Annotated in this window: 25 protein-coding genes, 1 pseudogene and 2 CRISPR repeat arrays; of the genes and pseudogenes, 14 read left to right on the top strand and 12 right to left on the bottom strand. The window is 43.3% G+C overall.

Annotation, left to right across the window (positions count from 1 at the left end; translation table 11 throughout):
- Positions 1 to 31: 31 nt before the first annotated feature.
- The 4 genes from LU361_RS17470 to LU361_RS17455 are packed head-to-tail and all read right to left on the bottom strand — an operon-like array spanning position 32 to position 3,158.
- On the bottom strand, positions 32 to 1,531 hold the full coding sequence (locus tag LU361_RS17470; RefSeq protein WP_233090307.1) for an aromatic/alkene/methane monooxygenase hydroxylase/oxygenase subunit alpha: 1,500 nt from the start codon (positions 1,529 to 1,531) through the stop codon (positions 32 to 34).
- A 20-nt stretch (positions 1,532 to 1,551) separates the two neighbouring features.
- Positions 1,552 to 1,821: an MmoB/DmpM family protein gene (locus tag LU361_RS17465; protein ID WP_233090305.1), complete on the bottom strand. Its 270-nt coding sequence runs from the start codon at positions 1,819 to 1,821 to the stop codon at positions 1,552 to 1,554.
- An 11-nt stretch (positions 1,822 to 1,832) separates the two neighbouring features.
- Positions 1,833 to 2,819, bottom strand: coding sequence for an aromatic/alkene monooxygenase hydroxylase subunit beta (locus LU361_RS17460; protein ID WP_233090303.1), 987 nt, complete (start codon positions 2,817 to 2,819; stop codon positions 1,833 to 1,835).
- Positions 2,820 to 2,840: 21 nt separating this feature from the next.
- The gene (locus LU361_RS17455) at positions 2,841 to 3,158 is read right to left on the bottom strand and encodes a phenol hydroxylase subunit (RefSeq protein ID WP_233090302.1); all 318 of its coding nucleotides are present in this window, start codon (positions 3,156 to 3,158) and stop codon (positions 2,841 to 2,843) included.
- Between the two features lie 437 nt (positions 3,159 to 3,595).
- Between LU361_RS17455 and LU361_RS17450 the strand changes: the two genes are divergently transcribed.
- From LU361_RS17450 to thmT, 9 genes are all read left to right on the top strand, one after another.
- A complete protein-coding gene (locus LU361_RS17450; RefSeq protein WP_233090300.1) occupies positions 3,596 to 5,284 on the top strand; it encodes a sigma-54-dependent Fis family transcriptional regulator in 1,689 nt (562 codons plus the stop codon).
- Between the two features lie 431 nt (positions 5,285 to 5,715).
- Complete coding sequence (locus tag LU361_RS17445; RefSeq protein WP_233090298.1) at positions 5,716 to 6,003, top strand: 2Fe-2S iron-sulfur cluster-binding protein; 288 nt, start codon at positions 5,716 to 5,718, stop codon at positions 6,001 to 6,003.
- Positions 6,004 to 6,048: 45 nt separating this feature from the next.
- Positions 6,049 to 6,972, top strand: coding sequence for a catechol 2,3-dioxygenase (locus tag LU361_RS17440; RefSeq protein WP_233090296.1), 924 nt, complete (start codon positions 6,049 to 6,051; stop codon positions 6,970 to 6,972).
- A 184-nt stretch (positions 6,973 to 7,156) separates the two neighbouring features.
- Positions 7,157 to 8,617 carry a 2-hydroxymuconic semialdehyde dehydrogenase gene (locus LU361_RS17435; protein WP_233090295.1) on the top strand — a complete coding sequence of 487 codons (1,461 nt, stop codon included), beginning with the start codon at positions 7,157 to 7,159 and terminating at the stop codon, positions 8,615 to 8,617.
- A 45-nt stretch (positions 8,618 to 8,662) separates the two neighbouring features.
- Positions 8,663 to 9,448, top strand: a complete 786-nt coding sequence (gene dmpE / locus LU361_RS17430) for a 2-oxopent-4-enoate hydratase (RefSeq protein ID WP_233090293.1) — start codon at positions 8,663 to 8,665, stop codon at positions 9,446 to 9,448.
- Positions 9,449 to 9,475: 27 nt separating this feature from the next.
- Positions 9,476 to 10,384, top strand: coding sequence for an acetaldehyde dehydrogenase (acetylating) (locus tag LU361_RS17425; RefSeq protein ID WP_233090291.1), 909 nt, complete (start codon positions 9,476 to 9,478; stop codon positions 10,382 to 10,384).
- A 21-nt stretch (positions 10,385 to 10,405) separates the two neighbouring features.
- Complete coding sequence (gene dmpG, locus LU361_RS17420) at positions 10,406 to 11,434, top strand: 4-hydroxy-2-oxovalerate aldolase (protein ID WP_233090289.1); 1,029 nt, start codon at positions 10,406 to 10,408, stop codon at positions 11,432 to 11,434.
- A complete protein-coding gene (gene dmpH, locus LU361_RS17415; protein ID WP_233090287.1) occupies positions 11,434 to 12,225 on the top strand; it encodes a 2-oxo-3-hexenedioate decarboxylase in 792 nt (263 codons plus the stop codon). Before dmpG ends, dmpH begins: the two co-directional genes overlap by 1 nt.
- A 119-nt stretch (positions 12,226 to 12,344) precedes the next feature.
- Positions 12,345 to 12,536, top strand: coding sequence for a 2-hydroxymuconate tautomerase (gene thmT / locus LU361_RS17410; protein ID WP_233090285.1), 192 nt, complete (start codon positions 12,345 to 12,347; stop codon positions 12,534 to 12,536).
- A 42-nt stretch (positions 12,537 to 12,578) separates the two neighbouring features.
- Here thmT and LU361_RS17405 read toward each other — a convergent pair whose 3' ends face one another.
- Positions 12,579 to 13,475, bottom strand: a complete 897-nt coding sequence (locus LU361_RS17405; protein WP_233090284.1) for a LysR family transcriptional regulator — start codon at positions 13,473 to 13,475, stop codon at positions 12,579 to 12,581.
- 113 nt (positions 13,476 to 13,588) lie between these two features.
- Between LU361_RS17405 and LU361_RS17400 the strand changes: the two genes are divergently transcribed.
- The 5 genes from LU361_RS17400 (at position 13,589) to LU361_RS17380 (ending at position 18,811) form a co-directional block, all read left to right on the top strand.
- Entirely contained in the window at positions 13,589 to 15,319 is a 1,731-nt protein-coding gene (locus LU361_RS17400) for a sigma-54-dependent Fis family transcriptional regulator (protein WP_233090282.1), read from the top strand.
- On the top strand, positions 15,316 to 15,711 hold the full coding sequence (locus tag LU361_RS17395) for a GlcG/HbpS family heme-binding protein (RefSeq protein WP_233090280.1): 396 nt from the start codon (positions 15,316 to 15,318) through the stop codon (positions 15,709 to 15,711). The genes LU361_RS17400 and LU361_RS17395 overlap by 4 nt, the downstream gene beginning before the upstream one ends.
- Before the next feature lie 27 nt (positions 15,712 to 15,738).
- Positions 15,739 to 16,701 (top strand): ketopantoate reductase family protein, encoded by a 963-nt coding sequence (locus LU361_RS17390; RefSeq protein ID WP_233090278.1) that lies wholly within the window; start codon positions 15,739 to 15,741, stop codon positions 16,699 to 16,701.
- A 60-nt stretch (positions 16,702 to 16,761) separates the two neighbouring features.
- Positions 16,762 to 17,156: a CRISPR direct-repeat array (repeat unit 29 nt; unit sequence CGGTTTAGCCCCACGCATGTGGGGAACAC).
- A gap of 280 nt (positions 17,157 to 17,436) precedes the next feature.
- A complete protein-coding gene (locus LU361_RS17385) occupies positions 17,437 to 18,192 on the top strand; it encodes an AHH domain-containing protein (protein WP_233090276.1) in 756 nt (251 codons plus the stop codon).
- Between the two features lie 4 nt (positions 18,193 to 18,196).
- Complete coding sequence (locus LU361_RS17380) at positions 18,197 to 18,811, top strand: hypothetical protein (RefSeq protein WP_233090275.1); 615 nt, start codon at positions 18,197 to 18,199, stop codon at positions 18,809 to 18,811.
- Positions 18,812 to 18,910: 99 nt separating this feature from the next.
- A CRISPR array of direct repeats spans positions 18,911 to 19,549; the repeat unit is 29 nt; unit sequence CGGTTTAGCCCCACGCATGTGGGGAACAC.
- Between the two features lie 77 nt (positions 19,550 to 19,626).
- On the opposite strand, the gene cas2e is transcribed toward LU361_RS17380, so the two are convergent.
- From cas2e to casA, 7 genes and pseudogenes are all read right to left on the bottom strand, one after another.
- Positions 19,627 to 19,941 (bottom strand): type I-E CRISPR-associated endoribonuclease Cas2e, encoded by a 315-nt coding sequence (gene cas2e, locus LU361_RS17375; protein ID WP_233090273.1) that lies wholly within the window; start codon positions 19,939 to 19,941, stop codon positions 19,627 to 19,629.
- Positions 19,942 to 19,950: 9 nt separating this feature from the next.
- Positions 19,951 to 20,865, bottom strand: a pseudogene (gene cas1e, locus LU361_RS17370) (type I-E CRISPR-associated endonuclease Cas1e).
- Between the two features lie 65 nt (positions 20,866 to 20,930).
- Positions 20,931 to 21,689: a type I-E CRISPR-associated protein Cas6/Cse3/CasE gene (gene cas6e, locus LU361_RS17365; protein WP_233090272.1), complete on the bottom strand. Its 759-nt coding sequence runs from the start codon at positions 21,687 to 21,689 to the stop codon at positions 20,931 to 20,933.
- Positions 21,689 to 22,516, bottom strand: coding sequence for a type I-E CRISPR-associated protein Cas5/CasD (gene cas5e / locus LU361_RS17360; RefSeq protein WP_233090270.1), 828 nt, complete (start codon positions 22,514 to 22,516; stop codon positions 21,689 to 21,691). The genes cas6e and cas5e overlap by 1 nt, the downstream gene beginning before the upstream one ends.
- A gap of 9 nt (positions 22,517 to 22,525) precedes the next feature.
- Positions 22,526 to 23,584: a type I-E CRISPR-associated protein Cas7/Cse4/CasC gene (gene cas7e / locus LU361_RS17355; RefSeq protein ID WP_233090268.1), complete on the bottom strand. Its 1,059-nt coding sequence runs from the start codon at positions 23,582 to 23,584 to the stop codon at positions 22,526 to 22,528.
- Positions 23,585 to 23,675: 91 nt separating this feature from the next.
- Positions 23,676 to 24,215 (bottom strand): type I-E CRISPR-associated protein Cse2/CasB, encoded by a 540-nt coding sequence (gene casB / locus LU361_RS17350; protein WP_233090266.1) that lies wholly within the window; start codon positions 24,213 to 24,215, stop codon positions 23,676 to 23,678.
- A 1-nt stretch (position 24,216) separates the two neighbouring features.
- Complete coding sequence (gene casA, locus LU361_RS17345; RefSeq protein ID WP_233090263.1) at positions 24,217 to 25,794, bottom strand: type I-E CRISPR-associated protein Cse1/CasA; 1,578 nt, start codon at positions 25,792 to 25,794, stop codon at positions 24,217 to 24,219.
- Positions 25,795 to 25,811: the final 17 nt, after the last annotated feature.

Genomic DNA, 25,811 nt, shown 5'->3' with positions numbered 1-25,811 from the left:
ATAATTGAAAATATCGAATAAAAAACTGTGATTAACTGGCGTTTTGCCACTTTTTCCAGCGTTCTAAATCCGGCGATCCTTCGATATCAAGATTGTCCGCACCTACGTTCATTTTATAAAAATCACTTAAAATATCGGCGACGTCAGGACCACCACAATTCCCCTGGAATATTTGATGAACTGGCAACCAAGACTGAACGTATTTTTCCGGCTCGTCACAGAAAATATCTTTACACCCGTCCGAACAAAAATGATAACGTTCGCCATTATGAACATGGTCGCGATAGCATGTTTTTGTGGGATCATCCATCTCCGTAAAAATCATTGGAATCTGGCAGGTCGTACACAACTGAGGTAATCCAGGGCTGTAAAAACGATTGCCCTCATCGGCCATTTTCTTAGCCAGCTCCCAGCGGGGTCGATAATACTTATCGAACGTATCGGGGTATTTTTCAGAGAGCCAATCCAACTCTTGGTCAGTAGGAATCCAGGTGTGAAATCCCGCCGCGTGCCCGAGCGTGTAAAACGTCCACCACGCCTGATGAGACACGTGATCTTTTTCTTTTTCGATCACATCGGCGTATTTCGGCATTTCAATACCGTAGCGGGCAAGATCTTTAAACAGAGCACCGCCTGCTTCCTCAAAATAAACTTCCCAAGCTTCTTTCCAAGACATCACCTTGTTAGGCAACATATAATCCATCATCATCGCAACAATGGTTAATAAACGCGTACCGCGCCAGAACCATTTATCAATCCACTTTTGCACAATTGGCACATTGTCTTCGTGCTGCTCTAACAAGAATTTAATAATCTCCAAGCCTAGCGTCATGTGACGGGCTTCATCAGACTGAGCAGAAAAACCAAAAGTAACCGTTGCCATATCGCCATTATGGGCCGCACCAGACATAAACGGCACGAACAACAAATTGGTGAGTACGTACTCGAATGAAAAACCAATGGCAATCATAAATTCAAACGGGCCCGCCGCACGCGCATCATTAAAAAATGACTTAGGCACCGACAGATACCACACGCGATCGTGCATGTGACTAAAATCTTGGAAGCCATCAAAAAATTTATTGTAATGGCTCATTGCGTGAATTTGGGTTTGCACATGGCGCAGCTCATCGAGCGATTGCATTTGACAAGCCACTCGTGCACCGACACCACCAAACTGCCGCCCTACATGAGCAAACCCCTGATAAGCTTGATACTCCAGCGGTGATACACCCGTTAAAAAGATTTTAATGGCGTTGACGTAACGCGGATCGGATATATTTAAGTGGCCGTTGTTTTGAGAAAAAGCATCAAAAATAGCGTACAGTTTTTTCTCTTTTTCAGCCTGGTACTTCCAGTAGGCATCCATGGTTAAACGAAATGGATCTTCCCACTTCGACCAATCGGTGATTTTAATGCCTTCAAACTCTTCAAACGGAAACGCCTTCGATCGATCTGCGTAGGAATACGCCCAATCCAAATCACGAGTTAACAAACGGTATTTGTCTTTAATATTAAGCTTCTTAGCCATGTTAAAATCTGCCTTTATTGTTATTGGTTCCAGTGCAAGCTTAAGCGGTCGTCGTCTTCGTCAACGTTGCCACCGAGCGTAATAAGATTAATGTGCAGTTCTTGCACGTTCCAATCACGGCCAATTTTTTCTTCAACGGTTTCTCGGTTAATGACCAAGTGATCGTTCTGTTCGATGCGAATCATTGCTGGCATATAAATAATCGTTGCTTGAGGATTATCTTCCTCAATGGCTTCGACAATAAAACGAGACTCATCATTATCTTGCAGTGCGATGTATACCTTCGACATGGTTAAACCTTCTATTTAAATAAGCCCACTTTATTTAATCGTTTATTGAATGATACTTGGCTTTCTTGCAAACCAGCATCGCCCAACAAGGTGTTGGAAATTGGCAGTAACGCCACAGTTGATTTTTCCAACCAGTGACTGATCCAATTTTCAATTAAACGTTTATTGTCGTCCGATTTTGCAATAGCGACTTTTAATACCGAGTCAACCCAGCGGGTTGTGTCTTTATTCCACTGGCGCATAAATTCTGTAAGCATGCCGAGATCAGAAGCACCCTCGTCAGACAACTGCTTATCAAGCAACTCATAAAACAGGTGATACACCAAGGAATCCAACACCACATCTTGGGCAATAAATACTTCAAACCAATCTTCAACGGTGGTGGTTTGTTCGCAGTATCGACGCATTTCTTGCCAGAGCGAGTTATCCATCCAATTGGATTTAGCCTGCTGTAAAGACTCACCGGTATTTCCGTCAAGGATCAAACCAATTCGCGAAAGATATTGGGCAATAGCCAACCTATCCATGCCGTTGTATAAAAACGCTTGCGTAATTGCCGTGCCGTAACCGTAAGCGCTGGCGTAAACATTATTAAGGTTTGCTGTGTGCTCTACGTGGCGCAACGGCAATAAAAACTGAATGATTTTTTTCTGAACGTCATCGCTCAAGTGCGCAGACAAATTTCGTTTTTCAAAAAAAGCGTAGTTATTTTCAGCATTTTCTTGCATCTTTGCCCGCTGCTGTACGTAGGACCCGTAATAATATTGGCGAGGATCTTTAAAATCGTACCAGTCTTCCATGGTGATGGCGGTTCGGCTCGGGTCATTGAGTTCTTTATCTGGCTGCCACAGGGGCCGATAATGAAAATAAGATTCTGACTGAACGTCGTAAGTTGCTTCTTGATAACGCGTTGCCGGTTTATCACCAAAACGACGTTCGATATGAGCGTAGGTATTACGCACCGGGGCCAACGTGGAAGTTTTAATTTCGATGGTCATCGTTATAGAATCCTAGAAAATTTACAGGTTTTTATTCTCATAGTTTTTTGACATTAATGTCTGCTCACCGTAACGCCATTTTTTCATTGCTTCATCGACAGCTTCGGCTTGTTCTTCGGTCATAAAAGTGACTGAATTTTTTTCACAGAAAAAATCAAATACAACGCGCGGCATAATTAATTCGACGTACAAATTAGGGTCACCAATGGCAAAGTCGAACTCGACAAATTTTGCGTCAGGGTCACTCCTCACTCGCACGTACTTAATTAATTTATCGAAGGGTTGCGTTAGTTCGTCGGAATTGGTTGTGGGGAATGCCTGGGTCATGGGCCTACTCAATTTTTATTCCTAGGTTTTTATTCTTAGGTTTTTACTTTTAGATTCTTATTTTTCTATTTTAAATCTCTCGTTATGCTCCCAAACGCAATTGCTGTACCAAATTTAAAAACGTCAAATCATCCGAAAACCGCAACACAATTAACTCACTGAATTTAAACGATTTAATAAGAAAAAATGGGTTAAATAATTTTCTGGCGGTAGGAAAACACGAAGAAAAAATAACTCACACATTCAGCCATCAACCCAAGCTAGGTAATCAAATAATTAGGCAAATTTTTCACTTAATTATTTGATCACCCGTCAAATCTGCAACTTGAACAAACATTGCAAACACATTAAAACTCTGTGGTACTCTTAATTGAAACTTTGCTTCCTTAACGCGGTTGTTTGAGCATAAAATGCTCTAGCTGATAAAAAAAATAAAAAGCGAGAATAGAATGAGCCATCAATCTGCCCTTAAATTACCAACCTCTAAAGATCTGATTTCACAGATACACTTTGCTTATCAAGACGGGAAAATATGGCTCGATGAACAACGTATGCTGTTGATCCACTCAGCGGTCATGGGCTCTCTGCGCCAAGAATTAATCGCCTCACTGGGCTATGAGCGAGCGCGTGGATTTCTAATGCGCTTTGGTTATCAATCCGGCATAAAAGACGCGGAATTCGCGCATAAAGTTCGTCCTGAAATCACAACAGATGAAGCGTTCCTAGTGGGTCCGCAAATGCACGGTATCAAAGGCATGGTGCGGGTTGAGCCCGTGGCGTTAGAATTCGATATCGAAAAAGGAAAATTTTACGGCGAATTCAGTTGGTTTGATTCCTACGAATCTGAAGTTCACATCAACGAATTTGGCATGTCGAAAGACCCTATTTGTTGGACACTGCTCGGCTACGCCAGCGGTTTTACCAGCTATTACATGGGTCGCAAAATCATGTATAAAGAAGTCCAGTGCACAGGTTGCGGCGACTCTCACTGCCACATTGTCGGTAAACCGGCCGAAGAGTGGGAAGACCAAGAAGAATTGGAACGCTGTTTATTGCCCGACCCCATTATCGAAGAACTGTTTGCATTGCGCTACGAAATGTCGACTTTACGCGAGCATTTAGACGTACACCGGCCCGCTAACGACGCGCAAATTTTTAATTCTGTCGGTCAATCGAAAGCGTTCCGAGAAGTGTGTCATTTAATTGAGCGAGCCTCTTCCAGCACCGTGACGGTTTTATTACAGGGAGAAACCGGTGTCGGTAAAGAAGTGGTAGCGCGCGGTTTACACCAAACCAGCACACGCAGCGAACAACCCTTTATTGCCGTAAACTGCGCTTGCATACCACCGGATTTAATTGAGGCGGAATTATTTGGCGTGCGTAAAGGCGCTTTCACCGGCGCTACACAATCACGCGAGGGCAAATTTGAACGCGCCGACGGTGGCACAATCTTTCTCGACGAAGTGGTAGAACTCAGTCCCAGAGCTCAGGCAACCTTGTTGCGAGTATTACAAGAAGGAGAAATGGAGCGCGTCGGTGATAATCAAGTTAGAAAAATAGACGTGCGCGTTGTGGCCGCGACCAATGAAAACCTTGCTGAAGCCGTAGAGAAAGGTAAATTCCGCGCCGACCTTTTTTATCGGTTAAATGTTTTTCCCGTTAATATTCCACCGTTACGAGAAAGAACCGAGGACATTCCCTTATTAATTGAGCATTTCTTAGAAAAATATCATTCCATGTACAATAAGAAAACTCTGGGGGTTTCCGATAAAGCACTGCAATCGCTGAGTAAATACAAATGGCCAGGCAATATTAGAGAACTCGAAAACATGATCGAGCGCGGTATTATTCTCACCGATAATAATCGCACTATCGACATGAAATCTTTTTTCCCCTCTTTAGCAGAACCCACTCACCCGCTGAATATTGCCAGTAATACGGGAGAGCTGTGTGAAGGCCAAGAGTCTTCTGGCGATGACGATCTGATTGATCAACTACTAGACAGTAACTTTGATCTCAACCACTTTGAACAAGCCCTCCTCTCACGCGCTATGGAGAAATCAAAAGGAAATATCACACACGCTGCGCATTTATTAGGAATTACTCGTCCACAAATGGCGTACCGCATTAAAAAGTAATATTTTCTATTTTAACAGTAACGATTCAATCGCAATTATCGAGCGATTGTTATTTACACTTTCCTACGATGAAACCGTTAACTTATGTACAAGGTAACGGTTTCATCGCTCTCTAAAAGTCGATCTGTACAAATCGATCTATAAAAATCCATCCATAAGAATCTATCTCAAAGCTGTTCTCTAAATCACGGTTCACCAACTCATTAAGTTTATTACATTAACTTAATCATATAATGATTTAACGGTACGGCTCTCCCTATTTTTTATACAACACAATGTAGGCATTACCTTACACACCTTATAAAATTTCATAAATATCAATAAGTTAGAATCATCACAAAAATAACGCTCGGTTATGGCACAACTGTTGCGACTGCATAGATAAAAACAGCTCAAATAAGAATAAATAAATTTTTGGCTCGTTAAATGGCATGAAAACACAGTATCGAATTAAAGTGCTTAATCGTAATCAGGAATTCTTCTGCGACAAAGAAACCAGCTTATTGAAGCACTTTGAAAACAGTAAAAAAGACGGTGTAAAAATAGGTTGCCGAGGTGGCGGCTGTGGAGTTTGCAAAATCAGAATTGTAACGGGTGAATTCACCTGCAAAGCCATGAGTAAAGCCCACGTTACACCATCGGATATCGATGAGGGTTATGTGCTTGCGTGCCGAACGTACCCGAAAAGTCATTTAACCATAGAATTATTAAATAATTGATTAACCCAGTTCTCAATAACTCATAATAAAAATCAGAGGGATACCATGAAGAAAGGTGTGATGCGTCCGGGCCATGTTCAAATTCGAGTACTCGAAATGGAAGAAGCCCTAAAACACTATCGTGATTTAATCGGTCTTATCGAAATGGACAGAGACGACCAAGGGCGTGTTTATTTAAAAGCCTGGACAGAAGTCGATAAATACTCCGTGATACTTCGAGAAGCAGACGAACCTGGACTCGATTTTATTGGTTTTAAATGCCTTAATGAAAACACGCTGGATAAACTCAATATTGATTTAATTGAGTTTGGCTGTCGAACCAAAGAATTACCGGCAAACAATCTTAAAGATTGCGGACGCAGAATTCAGTTTACCACACCAACTGGCCATACCTTCGAATTGTTTGCCAATAAAAAACAAACCGGCAAATGGGGTTTAGATAACGTTAATCCAGAGGCATGGCCCGAAGGTTTAACGGGCATGAAAGCGGTTCGATTTGACCACTGCCTTCTTTATGGTCCCGATATCGAAAAAACAACGCAACTGTTTTGCAACGTATTAGGGTTTGACGTGGCCGAGCAAGTCATTGACGAAAACAACGTGCGAATATCCAGCTTTTTAACATGCAGTTCAAAAGCCCATGATATCGCCTTTATCAATCACGACGAGCCCGGAAAATTTCACCACGCTTCGTTCTGGTTAGAAACCTGGGAGGATATTCTTCGCGCAGCGGATTTAATTTCTATGAAAGACGTCGCCCTCGATATTGGCCCGACTCGTCATGGCCTGACCCACGGAAAAACTATTTATTTCTTTGATCCAAGCGGTAATCGGTCGGAAGTTTTCTGCGGCGGCGATTACCACTACCCAGATCACCCAACTGTTACCTGGCAGGCCGAAGCGTTAGGCAAAGCCATTTTCTATCACGACCGAGCACTCAACGAGCGATTTTTAACAGTGCTCACCTAATTATTCCAGCAGCGATTTTATCGCAACGGTGTGGTTAGAAAATCCACATTTAAAACGTCTTGTTAAAAAACTGAGCAAACACGAATTACGTTTTTAGCTCAGTTAAAAATTTCAAACAATTCTATTCATGCTTTTTACTGAGCAGTGGATTGTTACACATCAATTTTATGCCTGAGAAAATAAAATGAAAGAATTTAAACATTTTATCAACGGACAATTTGTGCCTTCTTCAATCAGTAAAACGTTTGAAAATCGCTGTCCCGTTGATGATCACGTTATTGGCCTGGTCCACGAAGCCGGAAAAGCCGACGTTGATGCAGCCGTTAAGTCCGCAAAATCTGCAATGCATGGTCCTTGGGGTAAGTTCACTCAAGCACAGCGCATTCAATTACTCAATAAAGTTGCCGACCGCATTAACGAACGATTCGACGAATTTTTAGAAGCCGAATGTTTGGATACCGGAAAACCGCAAAAAATTGCCTCACACATTGATATTCCCCGAGGTGCGGCAAACTTTAAAGCCTTTTCAGAAACGGTGGCCAATCACCCCACCGAATCATTCCGCATGGATACTCCCGACGGAAAAGGCGCATTAAATTACGGCCACAGAAGCCCCAAAGGAGTGATCGCAGTAATCAGCCCTTGGAATTTACCGCTGTTACTCATGACCTGGAAAGTTGGCCCTGCCCTGGCTTGCGGTAATACCGTTGTGGTGAAACCGTCGGAAGAAACACCGGCTACCGCAACGCTATTGGGTGAAGTCATGAACGAATGCGGCGTGCCACCGGGTGTGTATAACGTGGTTCACGGTTTTGGCCCTAATTCCGCAGGCGCTTATTTAACCGAACACAACGATGTCGACGCAATTACCTTTACCGGAGAAACTCGCACAGGCGAAACCATTATGCGAGCAGCATCGGTAGGATTACGCAATATTTCTATGGAATGCGGCGGTAAAAATCCGGGCATTGTTTTTGCCGATTGCGATATGGATAAAGCCATAGAAGGCACTTTGCGATCCGCGTTCGTTAACTGCGGACAAGTGTGTTTAGGCACCGAACGAGTTTACGTTGAGCGCACTATTTTTGAAGAATTTGTCGCTCGCTTAAAAGCCGGAGCGGAACAATTAGTGATGGGCCGTCCTGAAGATCCCAATGTCGATTTTGGCCCGCTGGTAAGCCATAGCCATAAAGAAAAAGTATTGTCGTATTACCAATTGGCGGTTGAAGAAGGCGCTACGGTCGTTACCGGCGGCGGCGTTCCCGACATGGGCGAAAACTTAAAAAATGGCGCTTGGGTGCAACCAACAATTTGGACCGGCCTCGACGAAAACGCACGCGTAATTAAAGAAGAAATTTTTGGCCCGTGTTGCCACATTCGCCCGTTCGATTCAGAACAAGAAGTTATCAATCTCGCCAACGACACTCCCTACGGATTGTGCGCCGCTGTTTGGACCGAAAATTCCTCGCGAGCCACCCGTGTTGCCGAACAAATGCACGTGGGTTTGGTGTGGGTTAACAGCTGGTTTTTACGCGATCTGCGAACGGCATTTGGCGGCGCTAAAGAATCCGGTATTGGCCGCGAAGGTGGCGTTCACGGATTGGAATTTTACACAGAACTCAAAAATATTTGCGTAAAACTGTGAGCCAAATTTTTTGATAACCAAAAATTCATCATTAAGGAATAACTCATGGATAAAAACATCATCGAACGCTGTGGTGATGAGTTGTATAACGCATTACAACATCGAGAAACAATAGCACCGATTACTGAACGTTATACCGACATCACTCTTGAAGATGCCTATCATATTTCTCTGCGCATGGTTGAAAACCGAGTAAATGCCGGAGCAAAAATTATCGGCAAAAAAATAGGCGTAACATCCAAAGCCGTACAAACCATGTTAAACGTACACCAGCCGGATTTCGGATATTTAACCGACGACATGGCTTTTAGTCAGGGCGAAGAAATGCCCATTAGCGAACGGTTAATTCAACCCAAAGCCGAAGGCGAAATTGCGTTTATTCTAAAAAAAGATTTGTTGGGGCCGGGAATTACCAACGCCGATGTTCTCGCCGCCACAGAGTGCGTTATGCCCTGCTTTGAAATCGTCGATTCGCGGATTCAGGATTGGAAAATAAAAATTCAAGACACCATTGCCGATAACGCATCGTGCGGGTTATTTGTGTTAGGTGATAACGCCGTTAGCCCAAGAAAAGTGGATTTATCAACATGCGGCATGGTGGTAGAGAAAAACGGACAAATCATTTCAACTGGCGCAGGTGCCGCCGCATTGGGTAGCCCGGTTAATTGCGTGGCTTGGTTGGCGAATACCCTGGGTGAATTTGGTATTCCATTAAAAGCGGGTGAAGTCATTTTATCGGGCTCGCTGGTGCCACTGGAAAGTGTTCAAGCCGGGGACTTTATGAGCGTCAGCATCGGTGGTATTGGCTCGGCGTCGGTTCGATTCACTTAATTCGGCGTATCAACAAGGAATAATCCTATGAGTAAAAAATTAAAAGCCGCGATTATTGGGCCTGGTAATATCGGCACCGATTTATTAATGAAAATGATGCGTTCCGAGTGGATTGAGCCCGTGTGGATGGTCGGCATTGATCCCGAATCCGCCGGTTTAAAACGCGCACAAGAACTCGGTTTAAAAACCTCCAGCACCGGCGTTGACGGCCTGCTGGATTTTGTTGCCGAAGACGATATTCGAATCGCGTTTGATGCAACCTCGGCTTACGTTCACGCTGAAAACAGTCGTAAATTAAACGCCTTGGGCGTGGTGATGATTGACTTAACCCCCGCCGCAATTGGCCCCTATTGCATTCCGCCAGTTAATTTAAAACAGCACGCCTCGCAATTGGCCATGAACGTTAATATGGTGACTTGTGGCGGCCAAGCAACCATCCCAATGGTTGCCGCCGTATCGCAAGTACAAGCGGTGGAATACGGCGAAATTATCGCCACGGTATCTTCGCGTTCGGTGGGCCCAGGTACACGACAAAATATTGATGAATTCACCCGCACCACGGCCAATGCCATCGAAAAAATCGGCGGCGCGCAACAAGGTAAAGCCATCATTATTATTAATCCGGCCGAGCCGCCATTAATGATGCGCGACACGATTCACTGCCTAACCAAAGACACGCCCAATCAAGAAGCCATTACCGAGTCTATCCATAAAATGGTTGCCGAGGTTCAAAAATACGTACCCGGTTATAAATTAGTAAACGGACCAATATTTGATGGCAATAAAGTTTCGGTATTTATGGAAGTCGAAGGCTTGGGCGATTTCTTACCCACCTACGCAGGCAATCTAGACATTATGACGGCGGCGGGTTTACGCACCGCAGAAATGTTCTCAGAACTTGCCAACTCCGGCGAAATTACACTTCCAGCACGTTAACTCTTAAGTGGAGAATTAATTATGGATTTATCAGGTAAAACAGTAAAACTCCACGATATGAGCTTGCGCGATGGCATGCACGCAAAACGCCATCAAATTTCGTTGGAACAAATGATTGCCGTATCCACCGGTTTAGACGACGCCGGCATTCCATTAATTGAAGTCACCCACGGCGACGGTTTGGGCGGATCTTCGGTTAATTACGGTTTCCCCGCCTTCACTGATGAAGAATATTTAAATGCCGTTGTGCCAAAAATGAAAAACGCCAAAATTTCAGCCTTGTTGTTACCAGGCATTGGTACGGTTGATCATTTAAAAATGGCACGCGATTGCGGCGTACACAGTATTCGCGTAGCAACCCATTGCACAGAAGCCGATGTCTCAGAACAACACATTGGCCTCGCGGCAAAAATGGAACTCGATACTGTCGGCTTTTTAATGATGGCACACATGGCGTCGCCGGATAAAATATTAGAACAAGCCAGACTGATGGAAAGCTACGGTGCAAACTGTATTTATTGTACAGACTCTGCCGGATTTATGTTGCCCGACGAAGTCACCGAAAAAATCGCAATGTTAAGAGCCGAATTAAATCCCGCCACCGAAGTGGGTTTTCACGGCCATCACAATATGGGAATGGCTGTCGCCAATTCACTGGCAGCCATTGAAGCAGGCGCTGCACGCATTGACGGTTCCGTGGCAGGCTTAGGCGCAGGTGCGGGCAACACGCCACTGGAAGTATTAGTGGCTGTGTTGGAGCGAATGAACGCCAATCATGGCATTGACTTGTACAAAATTATGGACGTTGCCGAAGACATCGTTAATCCGCTGATGGACCAACCGATTCGGGTTGATCGCGATGCCTTAACGCTCGGCTACGCCGGTGTTTACAGTTCATTTTTATTATTCGCCAAGCGCGCCGAAGCAAAATACCACATTCAAGCCCGAGACATTTTAGTAGAACTCGGCAAACGCGGAACCGTAGGCGGCCAAGAAGATATGATTGAAGATTTGGCCTTAACCATGGCGAAAGAAAAAGGGTTAATCTAATGGGAAATTTAACAACCGAACAAATCGAACAACTGGCGGAACACTGCGAAAATGCCGAATTAAACGCTTACGAAATCACAAAAATTACCGATGATTTCCCGCAGATGACCTACGAAGATGCCTTTGATATTCAATGGCAAATTCGCCGCCGCAAAGAGCAACGCGGACACAAAATTGTCGGCATGAAAATGGGGTTAACCTCGTGGGCAAAAATGGCCCAGATGGGGGTTGAACAACCCTGCTACGGGTTTTTAGCCGATTACTTTTCCGTTCCCGACGGTGGGGAAATTAAGCACGATGAATTAATTCATCCTAAAATTGAAGCAGAATTAGCCTTTGTTACCAAAGCGCCGTTAAAAGGTCCGGGCGTTCATATTGGCGATGTATTACGGGCAACCGATTTTGTGATGCCAGCCGTGGAAGTGATTGATTCGCGCTACAAAGACTTTAAATTCGATTTAAAAAGCGTGATTGCCGATAATTCGTCATCCACGCGTTTTGTCAGCGGCGGCACCATGAAAGATCCCAGTGAATTGGACTTAAAAAACATAGGTGTTGTGCTTGAAGTCAACGGCGAAGTAAAACAAGTTGGCGCTGGCGCCGCCGTACTTGGTCACCCAGCGTCATCGGTTGCCATGCTTGCCAATATGTTGGGCGAACGCGGAGAAGAAATTCCAGCAGGCACATTTATTATGATTGGCGCAATTACCGCCGCTGTTGCGGTAAACAAAGGTGATAGCTTTACCGTACGTTATCAAGATCTTGGCACCGTCAGCGGTAAATTTGTTTAACTTATATACCGGTATAGGAGCCTCTGATTAAAAACCACTGATTAATTTGAAATCAGTGGTTTTTAATTTCATAGCAAATCACAGTCAATAAAAACAGTGAATACATAAGAGTAAATGCCATGCCTATTTTACAAGTCAATTTATTAGAAGGACGCAGCGACGAGCAAAAAGAAGCGCTCATTGAAGAATTGACCGCAGCGTGTGTAAAAGCCCTGAATGCGCCGAAAGAAAGCGTACGTGTTATGCTCAATGAAATGCCCAAACAGAATTTTGGCATTGGTGGCCACTCTGCTAAAAAGCTCGGGAAATAGCGTAAAGCACCTAGTTAAGCCGACAAAACTAAATCAACAAAACTAAACCGATAAATTGTCTCGTTCTTGTTCAACTTTTTTCATAATAAATTCAATAAATAGTCGAACTTTAGCAGGTAAATATTTACGGTGTGGATACACCATCTTTACTTCGCGGTCGGCGGGATGAAGCTGTGGTAACAACGTTATTAATCGCCCCGCCGTTAACGCATCACCAATAACGTAATCGGGCAAGTTACAAACACCAATTCCAGCTTCTGCGGCTTCAACCGCTCCACGTAACTCATCAAAAATAAATCGAGGTTCACCAACAAATAAATGCTCCGCACCGTTATGATCATAAAACTGCCAGCGCTTAGAACGACGGGATTGTATTAGTGGGTATTGATGAAGGTCTTCCAATGATTGCGGATGACCCAGTTCACGAATCAATCCAGGACTGCAACACAGGGTAAATTTAGAAGTAAATAGATTCCGTACAATCCAATCGGGAATGTGGATTTCGCCAATCCGAAACGCAACATCAACGCCCTCTTCTTTAACATCGATATTTCGGTTAACCAGCAATAAATCCAAATTAATTCCCGGATACTGCTTCATAAATTCAAAAAACCACGGATTCAATAACTCGTTTGCCAAACTGATCGGCGCCGTTACCTTTAACGTGCCTTTTGGTGAAGTAAGTTCGCCTTCTAGACCTTCGGTTGCTTCAATCAGCTCTTCGTACAACGGTTGGCAACGCCGGTAAAACAACGCCCCGGCTTCGGTGAGCGAAAGCTTGCGAGCGCTGCGGTACAACAACTGATAGCCCAATTGCTCCTCCAGCTGTTGAACACGACGGCTCAAAGTTGAGGTAGGAATATTCAATTCATCCGCTGCCGCAATGTAGCTGCCTTTTTGGATAATTTTTACGAAAAGATAAAGATTGTGGTAATCCATATTTCAAATCCCATATTTAGGATTTAACCTTCTATTTTTAGCTGTAAATTTATAATACGAGACGAGGTAGAATCAACTAAAAATTTCAGAGAGTTCTACTAGAGAGTTTCACTATGGATGCGCTATCTGTTCCACTAGAAACCCAGCTGAGTCAACAAATTTGCTTTAACGAACACGACGGACAAATTTGGTTGGGCGAACAGCGAATGCTGTTATTGCAACTGGCGGCGTTGGCAGAATTTCGAAAGGAACAAATTGATACTCTCGGTTTAGAACGCGCCAAAGGCTTTTTTATGCGTCTTGGCTACAGCATGGGACAAAAAGACGCGCAGCTGATTCGCAAATTAACCGACACCAATAATTTAAAAGAACTGATAAGAACCGGATTTGATTTGCATTCACTCAAAGGGTTGGTTCGAATCAAAGAACAGCGTTTGGAGCTGGAATGCGATCATCGCTCTTTTTACGCTGAATACGTCATGCAAGACTCCTACGAAGCAGAAATGTTTATCAACGAACTGGGGCAACTCAAAGAACCCGTTTGCTGGAGTTTATTGGGTCAAGCCAGTGCTTTTACCTCGGCCTTGCTCGGCCAAGAGATTTTATTCAAAGAAATCACCTGTCGCGGTTGTGGTGACAGCTCGTGCTTAATTATTGGTAAACCCGCTGATCAATGGCAAGACGCCGATGTTATGCGCGGTTATTTTCAAAAATCGCCCATTATTGAAGAATTGTACGAACTGCAATCTCAAATTTCAGTGTTGCGCCACAAGGTAGAAAATAAATCTACCTTGGGGAATTTTCGTGGCCAATCGGCGGGCTATCAACAAGTGTGTAAGCTTGCCAACCGTGCAGCTCAAGCCAACGTCACGGTTTTATTATTAGGTGAAACCGGCGTGGGTAAAGAATTGGTAGCCCGTGCAATCCACGATTCCAGCCCTCGAAAACACCAAAATTTTGTTGCCGTTAACTGCGCAGCTATTCCACCAGAATTAATTGAATCGGAACTATTCGGTGTTGAAAAAGGCGCGTTCACTGGTGCCACACAATCGAGAGAAGGAAAATTTGAACGCGCACACCAAGGCACTATTTTTTTAGACGAAGTGGTTGAGCTGTCTTCACGAGCACAAGCCGCCTTACTGCGAGCCTTACAAGAAGGTGAAATTGAACGCGTTGGCGATAATCACACGCGCAAAATTGATACTCGCATTGTGGCGGCAACCAATGAATCTTTGGAACAAGCCGTTAAAAAAGGCAAGTTTCGTGCGGATCTTTATTACCGGTTAAATGTTTATCCAATTTGCATTCCGGCATTACGCGATCGCAAAGAAGATTTACCACTACTGATCGAACACTTTCTTAAAAAATACCACGCTTATTACAACAAACACACCGCTGGTTTATCGGACGATGCCATAGACGTTATTATGAATTACACTTGGCCAGGCAATGTGCGCGAGCTGGAAAATTTAATTGAGCGCGGATTGATTCTTACCGATGCCGGAGAAAAAATTACACCGCAGTCGTTGTTTCCTACCTTAAACAGCAGCTCAAATGCGTTTACGGAACTCAGCTTTACCGAGACGCAAACCAATCAGTGCCAAAGTAATCAAGCTAACGCCGATCCGAATGAAAACAATCCAAACGAAAACAGTCAAACTAATAATAATCACTGGATTGAAACCGCAATTAATACCAGTGATTCGTTAGAACAAATCGAACAACAATTACTGGATTACGCTTTGGATAAAGCCAGCGGTAATGTCTCAGAAGCGGCGAGAATTTTGGGAATTTCTCGACCTACCCTCGCCTACCGAATTCGTAAAATAGATGAACGCTCATGACTACAATTACTACAGATTTAGCACAAACCATTGTTGAAAAAGCACAGCAAAAAGCGCGTGAACTGAATGTTAATGTGTGCATTGCCATCACCGACAGCGGCGCACACTTGGCGATGTTTTACCGTATGGAGCAAGCATTTATCGGCTCTATTGATGTGGCCATTGCCAAAGCCAGAACCTCAGTTTTATTTCCGTTACCCAGTGACGAGTTCGGACAATTAATTCGAGACGAACAGCTAACGGGAATGGAACTCACGAATCAACACTTAGTGGGGTTTTCAGGCGGCATCCCGATTATTCGTAATGGCAGCGTGATTGGTGCAATTGGTATTTCTGGCGCCTCCACCGAGCACGATAAATTAATTGCACAATACGCCGTAACAGACCGTTAATTTTTTAGTAAAGCGAGTATTACCACCGTGAATATTGTCATTTGGGGCGCAGGCGGAATTGGCTGTTATTACGGCAGCCGATTAATTAACGCTGGCGCCAATGTAACGTTTGTTGCTCGCGGTAAACATTTGCTGGCTTTGCAAGCGCATGGCTTAACCGTAAAGCATCCCGAATTCACATTTAATGGGCCAGTTAACGCTGTTGACGAAGCAACCTGGTTAACACAAAGTTCTCCTGAAAATACCGACCTTGTGATTTTGTGTTTAAAAAGCACCGACACAGGTGATGCGCTATTAAGAGCAAAACGCTGGTTACAGGCAAGCCAGTGTTATGTTTTGTCGTTTCAAAATGGCGTCGATAACGAAAACCAATTGTGTGACATTATAGAGAGCCATCGAGTATTAGGCGGCCTTGCCGTAAGAATTGGTGCACACATCACGCAACCTGGCCATATAGAAGCAACAGGAATTGCACAAATTATTTTTGGTGCTTGGCCGAATCATTCTAGACAAAATCATAAAAGCCACACAGGCCACGAATTTTGTCAGCAATTAAAAATACTGTTCACCCAAGCGTTAATCGATAACCACCTAAATGACAATATACAAAAAGAAATTTGGAAAAAATTATTAATCAACGCCGGTGTTAATCCTATTTCTGCACTGACCGAGCTAGACACCCAAACGTTAACATCCGATAACGTCTTTAGCGCAACCGTTTATCAACTTATGCAAGAAACCGCACGCGCCGCACACGCCGACGGTGTAGAAATAAGCTCATCAGACATCGACGCTATGTTCGAATTAATCTGTGGCTTCGACGCCATAAAAACCTCCATGTTAGTGGATTTTGAAAACCGCAAACCATTGGAACTAGACGCCATTAGCGGCGCAGTTATCCAACGGTGCCGATCATTAAATTCTCCCGCGTATACCACAGAACTGATCGACCAATTATTAAAAACCAAAATTAATAAATGCTACGGTTGATGGGATTCCCCGCGTGTGCGGGGAACACTCAAATCGATAGGAGATGATTTCTCGTTGAGGCGGTTTAACCCCACGCGTGTGGGGAACACGGAAGACCTGATATAGCCCCATTTACCTGGGGCGGTTTAGCCCCACGCGTGTGGGGAACACACAGAGACTAATTTTTTTAGTTCAGCCAAATCCGGTTTAGCCCCACGCATGTGGGGAACACATCGTCATAGATTTCAACATTAAAACGAAGATCGGTTTAGCCCCACGCATGTGGGGAACACCCGCACCATTATCGTGAAACAGCAACCCCCTACGGTTTAGCCCCACGCATGTGGGGAACACCTACGTGCTCCCCCATTCCCCTGACGTTAAAACGGTTTAGCCCCACGCATGTGGGGAACACTTTCTGAAGATTTAATAGAAAATGACTTAAAGCGGTTTAGCCCCACGCATGTGGGGAACACTCTTACTGTATCTGATTGTTTTTAAAAGGAAAATACCACCCTGTTTTTTCTACCAACTATATCCATGTATTTCCGATTAAAAAACAATCACCCTCAAACGAGAAGTTCTTACAACTATATTTCTGTATATATTGACAGGTTTGAATAAATAGACTCCGACTGGATGAGAGAAATTAATCTGTAATTTCACGGTTCTATTTAATATTGGTGCGCTTTCAAAATTTACTACGTGACTCATTTCAATCCATCTTCTGCACAAAGATTACAGGGGCGAAAAAACATGAGAAAACCTCAACCAAGAACATTACTTGGGCATGTCGGTCGACAATTTCTAAGAGCAGCAAATAACGCAGATACACGAGATTCCAAACAGGTTTCCCTGCTATATTCCCATCTTAAAGTTGTTGCCCAGCTTGAGGATCGCATAGCCTCAGCAAGTCTGAAACAATACAGAGCAAAAGCTGCTCAGATGCAGCACGACGAGCTTTTCAACGAAAACGGTAAGGCGTCAACTTTAAAACGTTATATGAAGCACGCAGGTGTAACAACACCCAAATATTGCCATGCGCATCATATTGTTCCTTTCAATGAAATACTTGCTTTTCAAACAAGAGTTTTACTTGCAATGCATAAGATTCGGATAAATGATGAAATTAACGGCGTAGCCCTACCTTCCAGCCAAAAAGTTATAGATAATAATTTGGTGAATGTATCCCATAAAAACCGTGTACCTCATCTAAATCTTGGAAAAAATTCTTATATCAAAGGTTGGTTGAACCAAAAAATTAACATAATAAATACACCAACTAAGGAATCCGTTAAATTTCAATTACGGCTCATGCAGTTTCGAATGGAAACGGGTACCCACCCAAGATATATTACTGAAAAAGCTGGGAGCTATGAGGGTTTAAGTGCTCAAACGCTTATAGATCTCGATGAAGAAGGCATACAAGCCTTAGAGTATGACGATTACGGTGAAAAAACTGCAAAATTTTTAGCAGCTAACCCGCAACTAAATATGATCAGAAGGGTGTGATCCAATGTTGTATGAAGTCGAAGAAGATAACCTGAATTATATGTTGCCGTCTCCAAGCAAGCTTATGCAAGCACAAGGGTCTGATCCAGACGTCTTCAAGCAGATCGTCTATCTATGCAATCCAGGTCCAGATAAATATGATGGAAATTGGAAAGCAATTAAAATACACCTTGAAACTGTGACCGGAAAAAACCTAAATCATGCGGATGCCTCTGGCATGATGGGTAAGTTATTCTTTACTGAACAAGCTCTAACAACACTTAAAGAAGAAGTATCTTTAAAAGAATTCTTCGAAAATCCAAATTTTGGTGAATTTGTAGAAGTCTTCTACGATAACAATGGTAAACCTGTTAAAGGTTTTTTCTTTAATCCAGCAATAACCCTCGAATCACAAGATATTGCGGTTGACACTATGGAAGACCAATACGCAAATACCCTAAGCGCTACTCCGCGTATTCACGACTTTCCTGTCATGCTCTTTAAAACTATGAAAAACATCACAACGGTTTATTGCACTCAGATTTTTAAAGATACATTTGAAAACAGCAATTTAACTGGATTAATTTTCAAAGAAACTGGACACCAAATTGAAGGTAGCTCTACGCCAAAACTTTCGTAAACACGAACACACTGTCTATTGCACTATATGCAAGCGGGATTGATGCAATATATAAGTAAAATATTGTGTGGGTTTTGAAATCCCCGCCCCTCAACCTCACGGTTTAGCCCCACGCATGTGGGGAACACATTTTCTCAAACAGCTCAGAGTAGTCCTGTGTCGGTTTAGCCCCACGTGTGTGGGGAACACTTAGCCATCCGATCTCATTTCATGCAAAAATTCGGTTTAGCCCCACGTGTGTGGGGAACACGAATCTGGCGCTTACATATTCCCTAAATTTGCCGGTTTAGCCCCACGCGTGTGGGGAACACATTGTGTTCTTGATGCTCGCTCTTGGGGGGCACGGTTTAGCCCCACGCGTGTGGGGAACACAACAGTATTAAATCGTGTAACAAATTCAGTTTCGGTTTAGCCCCACGCATGTGGGGAACACTTAAATAAATTATTTCGTGAAGACGATCAAGCCGGTTTAGCCCCACGCATGTGGGGAACACTGATGTCTCTGGCATTCCTGCTCAAATTTCACCGGTTTAGCCCCACGCATGTGGGGAACACAATGTCTAGTGATAAAAAAATACGTGAAAAAGCGGTTTAGCCCCACGCATGTGGGGAACACGCGGCGGTGACCAGTAGGAATGTGCCGTCGATCGGTTTAGCCCCACGCATGTGGGGAACACCAGAGTTTAAATGCAGTGCGGATTCAGCATTGCGGTTTAGCCCCACGCATGTGGGGAACACTCTTACTGTATCCGATTGTTTTTAAAAGGAAAATACCACCCTGTTTTTTCTACCAACTACTTTGATTGATTTTTAGTCTAAATTTTACTGGTGTTTTCGTCGTCCGAATCCAAGGGTTTAAAGCTCACTAAGCGTAATCCATCCCAATCCACCGGTTCTCTTCGGTTTTCACCGAGGGTTTGAAATTCATAGCCGGATTCGGTGTTGGTGGCCCAAGCGATCACTACATTGCCGCCTTCAATATCGGCCTCAATGTATTGCCAGATCTTTTCGCGCACGCGTTTACTTAAATCGGCAATGTAAACACCGGCACGCACTTCTATCATAAAAACGGCGAGTCGCCCGCGCAGGCGTGGTGGAATGGTTTCTGTAACAACAACGGTAAAAGCCATACGCGCTCCTTAGGTACGGTGGCCTTTATCGCCGATGTTTTCGGGTGCCGGTATGGCAGGCGGAATGGATTCTTCCGGTGGTAACGGTGGGTCGATTTCACCGGCGGAAAGTACTTCTTCAATCATGGGAATAATTCGATTTAATAATTTGCTGGATCGAAATAATTCTCGGCATTCACGGCGCACGTGTTTGTCAGGAGCGTGAACGGTTTTGGCGGCGATACGAAAAGCCAACGGCACAACGGTTTCAAATTTAACGATATCGGCAATGTCATAAACAAACAATAAGGGTTTGCCCGTGTGAATAAAGCCAACTGCTGGTGCGTAACCTGCGGCCAATACGGCGGCTTCGGTAATGCCGTATAAACAACTGGTGGCGGCGCTTAAACATTGGTTAACGTGATCTCCGGCATTCCAATTAGTGGGATCATAATTGCGCCCGCTCCACTTAACGCCGTATTGTTTGGCAAGAATTTTATAGGTCTCTCGTACTCGCGCGCCTTCAATACCGCGCAACTGATCAACACTGCGTTTTTACGGCGGCTCTTCACCAAAACGCAATTCGTACATTTTGCGAACCACTTTTAAACGTAAATCGTCATCTAGGGCGAGCTTAGCTTGGTAAAGTAATTTATCACTTCTTGCGCCGCCGGGTTGGCCGCTTGCGTACAAACGTACACCCGCTTCGCCCACCCAAACTAACAGTGTGCCCACCGTGGCAGCCAATTTAATCGCCGCATGAGAAACGCGCGTGCCTGGTTCTAATAAAATACACGCAACCGTTCCCACCGGAATGTGTGTGCGAATTCCGGTTTTGTCGATTACAACAAAAGCACCGTCTTTAACGTCGATTTGACCGTATTCAACAAAAATCAGCGAAACGCGATCTTTAATGGGAATGGGTTTTAAAGGAATAAACGCCAATAACAACCTCCTTGTTTTTAGTATGTCTGAACTTTTTAAAATACAATTTTGAAGATATTTAAAATTTACCAAGCAGGTCGGATCATCATTAACCCACAACCAAAGGCTTTGCTTGGGCCAAAGCCCTTATACAGTTGCGCTAAAAACGCTTGCGGATCAGTAACGCTTAAAATACCTTGGTAATCGACGGTGCTAAAACCTGCTGTGCGACCTTTTTCGGGAAGCGATTGCCATTGGTAACCATCCGCTTGACAGGATAAACACTGAAAACCGTGTTTTTCAGCTTTGCTATCTAACCAATTTTTTAATGCGGTTTCGGTAACTGATTTTAACTCGGTTTCTAAATCTCTAACGGTATAACCATTAACTTCGGCTAACACTCGTTTTTTAAGCTCTGATTTTTTGACCTTGCTGATGGTAGAAGCTTCTGAAATATTCAACAGTTGCATTAAATGCTGGCGCTGAGTATCCATAACAACATCATGACGTATGGAATTTTTCTTACCAGGTGTTTTTCTTGACACCGTAGGGTTGGCCCGCAATCGAAATTCCAAGTGTTGATCAATCATTAAATGCGGTTCGAAACGTTTACTTTGAATATTAAACAAAATGTTATTTGGCTTGGGTTCTTTGGTAGACAACACGTAATAAAGGCGCTGCCCGCTGCTGCCCACACTTTGTACAACTTCTTCGCGAAACAAATAAAAAGAGTCGTCAAAGGCTTGTTTTAATAAACGATGCAATCCATAAACTTGCTGGGTTAAAATGAATTGCAACTGATTTTGATGCAATGGTGTTTTTAAACTGAATTTTGATAAAAACATCAATTAACCTCCTTGTTTGATAACACACTCGCCCAATAAAATTCCGTTCGCTCTGAAAACTGCCAGCGTTTTCGGGATAATGGCACATCTCGACGAAATACCGTTTGCACGCGTTGATGTGAGAATTGTTCGTCTTGTTCGCGAAAATCTTGTAAGTTACCTTCCCAATAATATTGCAGGATATCATCATTTTTTAGCCAGCGATTATCAGTAATATAATCTGGAATTTTATTTTCTGTATTATCTTCCATTTGTTTGTCATTGGCGATATTCAGTACCGGTTTAACGCAATAGGCATTTAAGGCGTGGTAAAAATTGTCGGCACTGATTAGCTCTGGACTTAATGGCGCCGCCAATGGATGAGATTTTCGGCCTAAAAACAAGTGAAATTTGGGTTTTTCTAGCGCGCTTTTTAGCTCCGTTAACGACCATTGCACTGGTTGATCTTCGTTAGTGGTAATGGCAATTATACAATGCGCATCGGATAAATATTCTCTCGTCGATAATACGGTGCCTAAGCGTTCTTTGCCAGTGACCAGTTCGTCGCGGCGTGTTTTATAGACAAACTTTCCGGCTGAATCGGGTGCTTGGGTGGTGTGATAATCATTGTATAAATCACCCTGGCGAATAATTTTACTCGCCATTAAAAAGCTTTGCCTTAATTGCTGTTGCTCTGCTTCTTGGTCGCGACGAATACCCAAGGCGGAGGCCAATAGCCCGGTAATGGCGGACTTTTTCGGAGCAACCGCGGTATGACGAGACTCACCCACGGCAATTTCACCCCAACTGGTCATGGGACCATATAAGCGAAAAACTAGGTAATTCATAATCACCTCTTATTCGCAGATAAACGCCATTAATTCTTTTATTGAGCCTTCGCCTTTTAACGCATTTAATGCGTATTTAGCATCGGAACAATCACCGTAAACCTTATCGAAATTTTCTTTTTGTCGATTAAGCTGTTTAATAGACGCACCAAGATAATCCGCATCTTGCATAATGGGTTTTAAAAATGCGGCCGATAACGAACGCGGTTGTTGATCACCCACTTCGGCCATTACGTAATTGGCGTAACCGTGAGAGCCAAAACTGTTTTGTTTGCCTTTAGGAGCAACTTTAATAGCGGCTTCGGTTAATGCTTGCAAGGCTTTATTGGCAAGTTCGGCATCGCCATTTAGATTATTTAAAAGTTCAGTTTTATTGATGCAAATATAGGTGTAAAAAAGACCCGCAGCAAAACCGGTTTCACCCAAATGCGAAGAACCCGCATCGGCTTTGTATTGATCGAAATCGTCAACAGCGGTAAAAAAATCGTTCTCAATGGTTACACCGTGCACGGTCAACGCATGAGCAACCTGTGCGGCGGCTTCAACATTATATTCTGGTTTTGAGGCAAGCATTCTGCCAAATAACGCGATATCAACAGCGGTTTCATCTTTACGAAATAATGCCAGCTGCTCCTTGGTTGGCGCTGTGCCCGACTCTGCGATTTCAGCCACTAAGGCATCAATTTTTTGCTGTTCTGCTGGGCTAACATGTACAAGCTGCTCAATTTCTAAGCCTTCAAGCGGTTTTTCTTTATCTTCTTTTTTTAACTTACCAAATTCACCAGCAATGGCTTGTGCGAATTTCATCGCTTTTTTCTCATCGACACCTTTTGCGCATAAATCTTCATACGCTTTAACACCAAGCTTTTTAGTACGTGTGCCCACGTGACCCGCCATAGCGCTTTCAAAAATTTCCGACGTGCGCCAATGGCGTTTTAGGCTCTGTGAAGAAATACGCAAACGCTCAACACCACCCATCTTGGCGGTTTTAGGCCGACCTAAATCATCTCGATTTAAGTTGGCGGGTGGGTAGTGAGTTAATAAATGTAATTGAAGGAAATTTTTCATAATAATCTCGAATTCTGTTTATGGGTTAACAGTTATTTCAATTAATCTTCCAGGAATATAGTGTCTATCTTATGGTAGAAGTTTACTTAAACTAATCGGAAGATAATTGATAGTAATTTACTGTCATTTGAAATTTAAACTGATCTGAAAGATGAGTTTTCGAAGGCACCTTATACTCTTTATACCACTTACAAATACACTCACACATGTCTTTCACCGAAACTTCACCCTTTAAGAAGTGAATAGCTAAAGACATACGACGAAAAAATTCATCTTCGTCACGACTTTGCAACAGCTGCTGAAATCTAGTCTCTGAATATTTTCGATCACCCGCACCTAATGCTTTTGCAAATACAACCGTACTTTCTGACTTTAATCTAGCCACAAGACCTACAATGATAGCTAATAACATTAATTTATTTTCCGGGAATTTATCAGCGCTATGATAAGAAGGGTTTTCCGTTTTCATAAAACTTAAAAAACGATGAAATGCTGGACTACTCACCACCTCAATTGGATTAGACGCTCTACGCAATTGCGCTCTGTCACCACGACGATCTTCTAGCTTAGCATGCCAATCAATCAAAGAACCCAACTCATCCTTCGTTAAATAATAAATATTAATTTTCATATTAGCTGTCACCTTCTTCATTCAGTATGTAGCTATTGAAATCATCCATAATTTTTTTATTGCCTAGTTTTTTGGTTAAACTGGCTCTACCGGCAGCAATATTTTTTAGATTTTTTTCATCCACTGGATAATCTAGGGATTTATGATCAAAAATAGAAAAAGCCGTATTTCTTAAGGTATAAATCCAACGCTCAAATACAGCTTCGGGAATATTATTCGCTAACTGATCGTATTTAGAAATGTCGATAATTTGATTAAAAAACACATCTTCGGTTGCCAGCCAAAATTGATCATCCACAAATTTTGTATCAGAGTTTGCTTGCTTTAAAGCATCTTTTAGGGCTTTTAAAACAATTTGCGCCTTTTTAACGTAGACCTCAACTAAATCGACAAACGGCGATTTATCGGCATAGATCAAGCTGGTATTGATACCCACCACCGGCATTTGGCTTTCATACCAACAACGGGCCTTCATGTTGTCCATATCGTAACCAAAACACCAAAGACCAAAACTTTTGGCAATATCGGGATACTCTTCTTTTAAAAGCTCCAAGCGTTCATCGGAATAAAAAGCATTCACAACCTTGGCAGGTAAGGTATCGCCGTTTTTATAGGTAAAATTTAACGTCAACCAATCGCGATACCCCACACCGCCGGGCTGACCTTTTATGCTTAAAGTTGGTTTTTTGCCTTTGGGGTCTTCACGGTGTGGTGTCAGTGGATGAATCCATTCGCCATCGTAATTAATGCCGTAATTTTTGGTGCGATATTCACTGATCAATTGCTGGGAATGCTTGCCGCATAAATCACAATCGCCTTCGTGCATAGAATCTAAATTAATACGAATACGTCGCGGTGTGCCCCAATGCATCTGCAACGGATGCACCTCGTTTACAACTGTACCTGCGTCCTTTTTTTCGGAAGTTTTGGTGGGTTTTAACCACGGAAACACGTCTGAGTAGTCATCGGGGCCGTTATTGGCGGTTAAAATATTTAACCAAATTTTTTGCCAAAGCGTGGCTTTTGGATCATGGGGCATTAGCAAAGTAGTTAACGGGCCTCCGCCGCGCATTCCAGTACGATGCCCTGCACCACCACTGGGTGCGTTGGTTTGCAAGGTATATAACGCCGCCGACAAACATTCTGGACAAATGGCATTAACCTGATTTCGCTTAATAAAATGATCCAGATTATCTTTAATGGTTTTCGCACCCGGTGCTTCAATTAATAAAGCAGACACAGATTTTGTTTCTGCTTCGGGTAAATCAAAATCTTGTAGAAAAGCGATTTTTTCCGAAAACAATTCAAAATAATCAATGTAATTTGCGAATGCTTGATTAACATCATCAATGGATGGCGGTGATTCATACCATTGCGACCAATCGTCATTATCCTCTGGCGCAAAAAAAGTTTGGAATAAACCAATTAACAATTGATACAACCCACCTTTAAAATCTGGGCGGCAACTGTTTAAATCAAAAGCGGGATTATCGGTTTCAACCAATTGCGCGGGCGTAATGACGTCTAAATCACCATTAACGCGAATAACGTTTAACCAAGGAGTAGTAATTAAATTCACATGTCAGCTCCGTCTGG

Source organism: Sessilibacter corallicola (assembly GCF_021290925.1).
Lineage (GTDB): Bacteria > Pseudomonadota > Gammaproteobacteria > Pseudomonadales > Cellvibrionaceae > Sessilibacter > Sessilibacter corallicola.
This window is presented reverse-complemented; position numbering and strand designations above follow the sequence as displayed.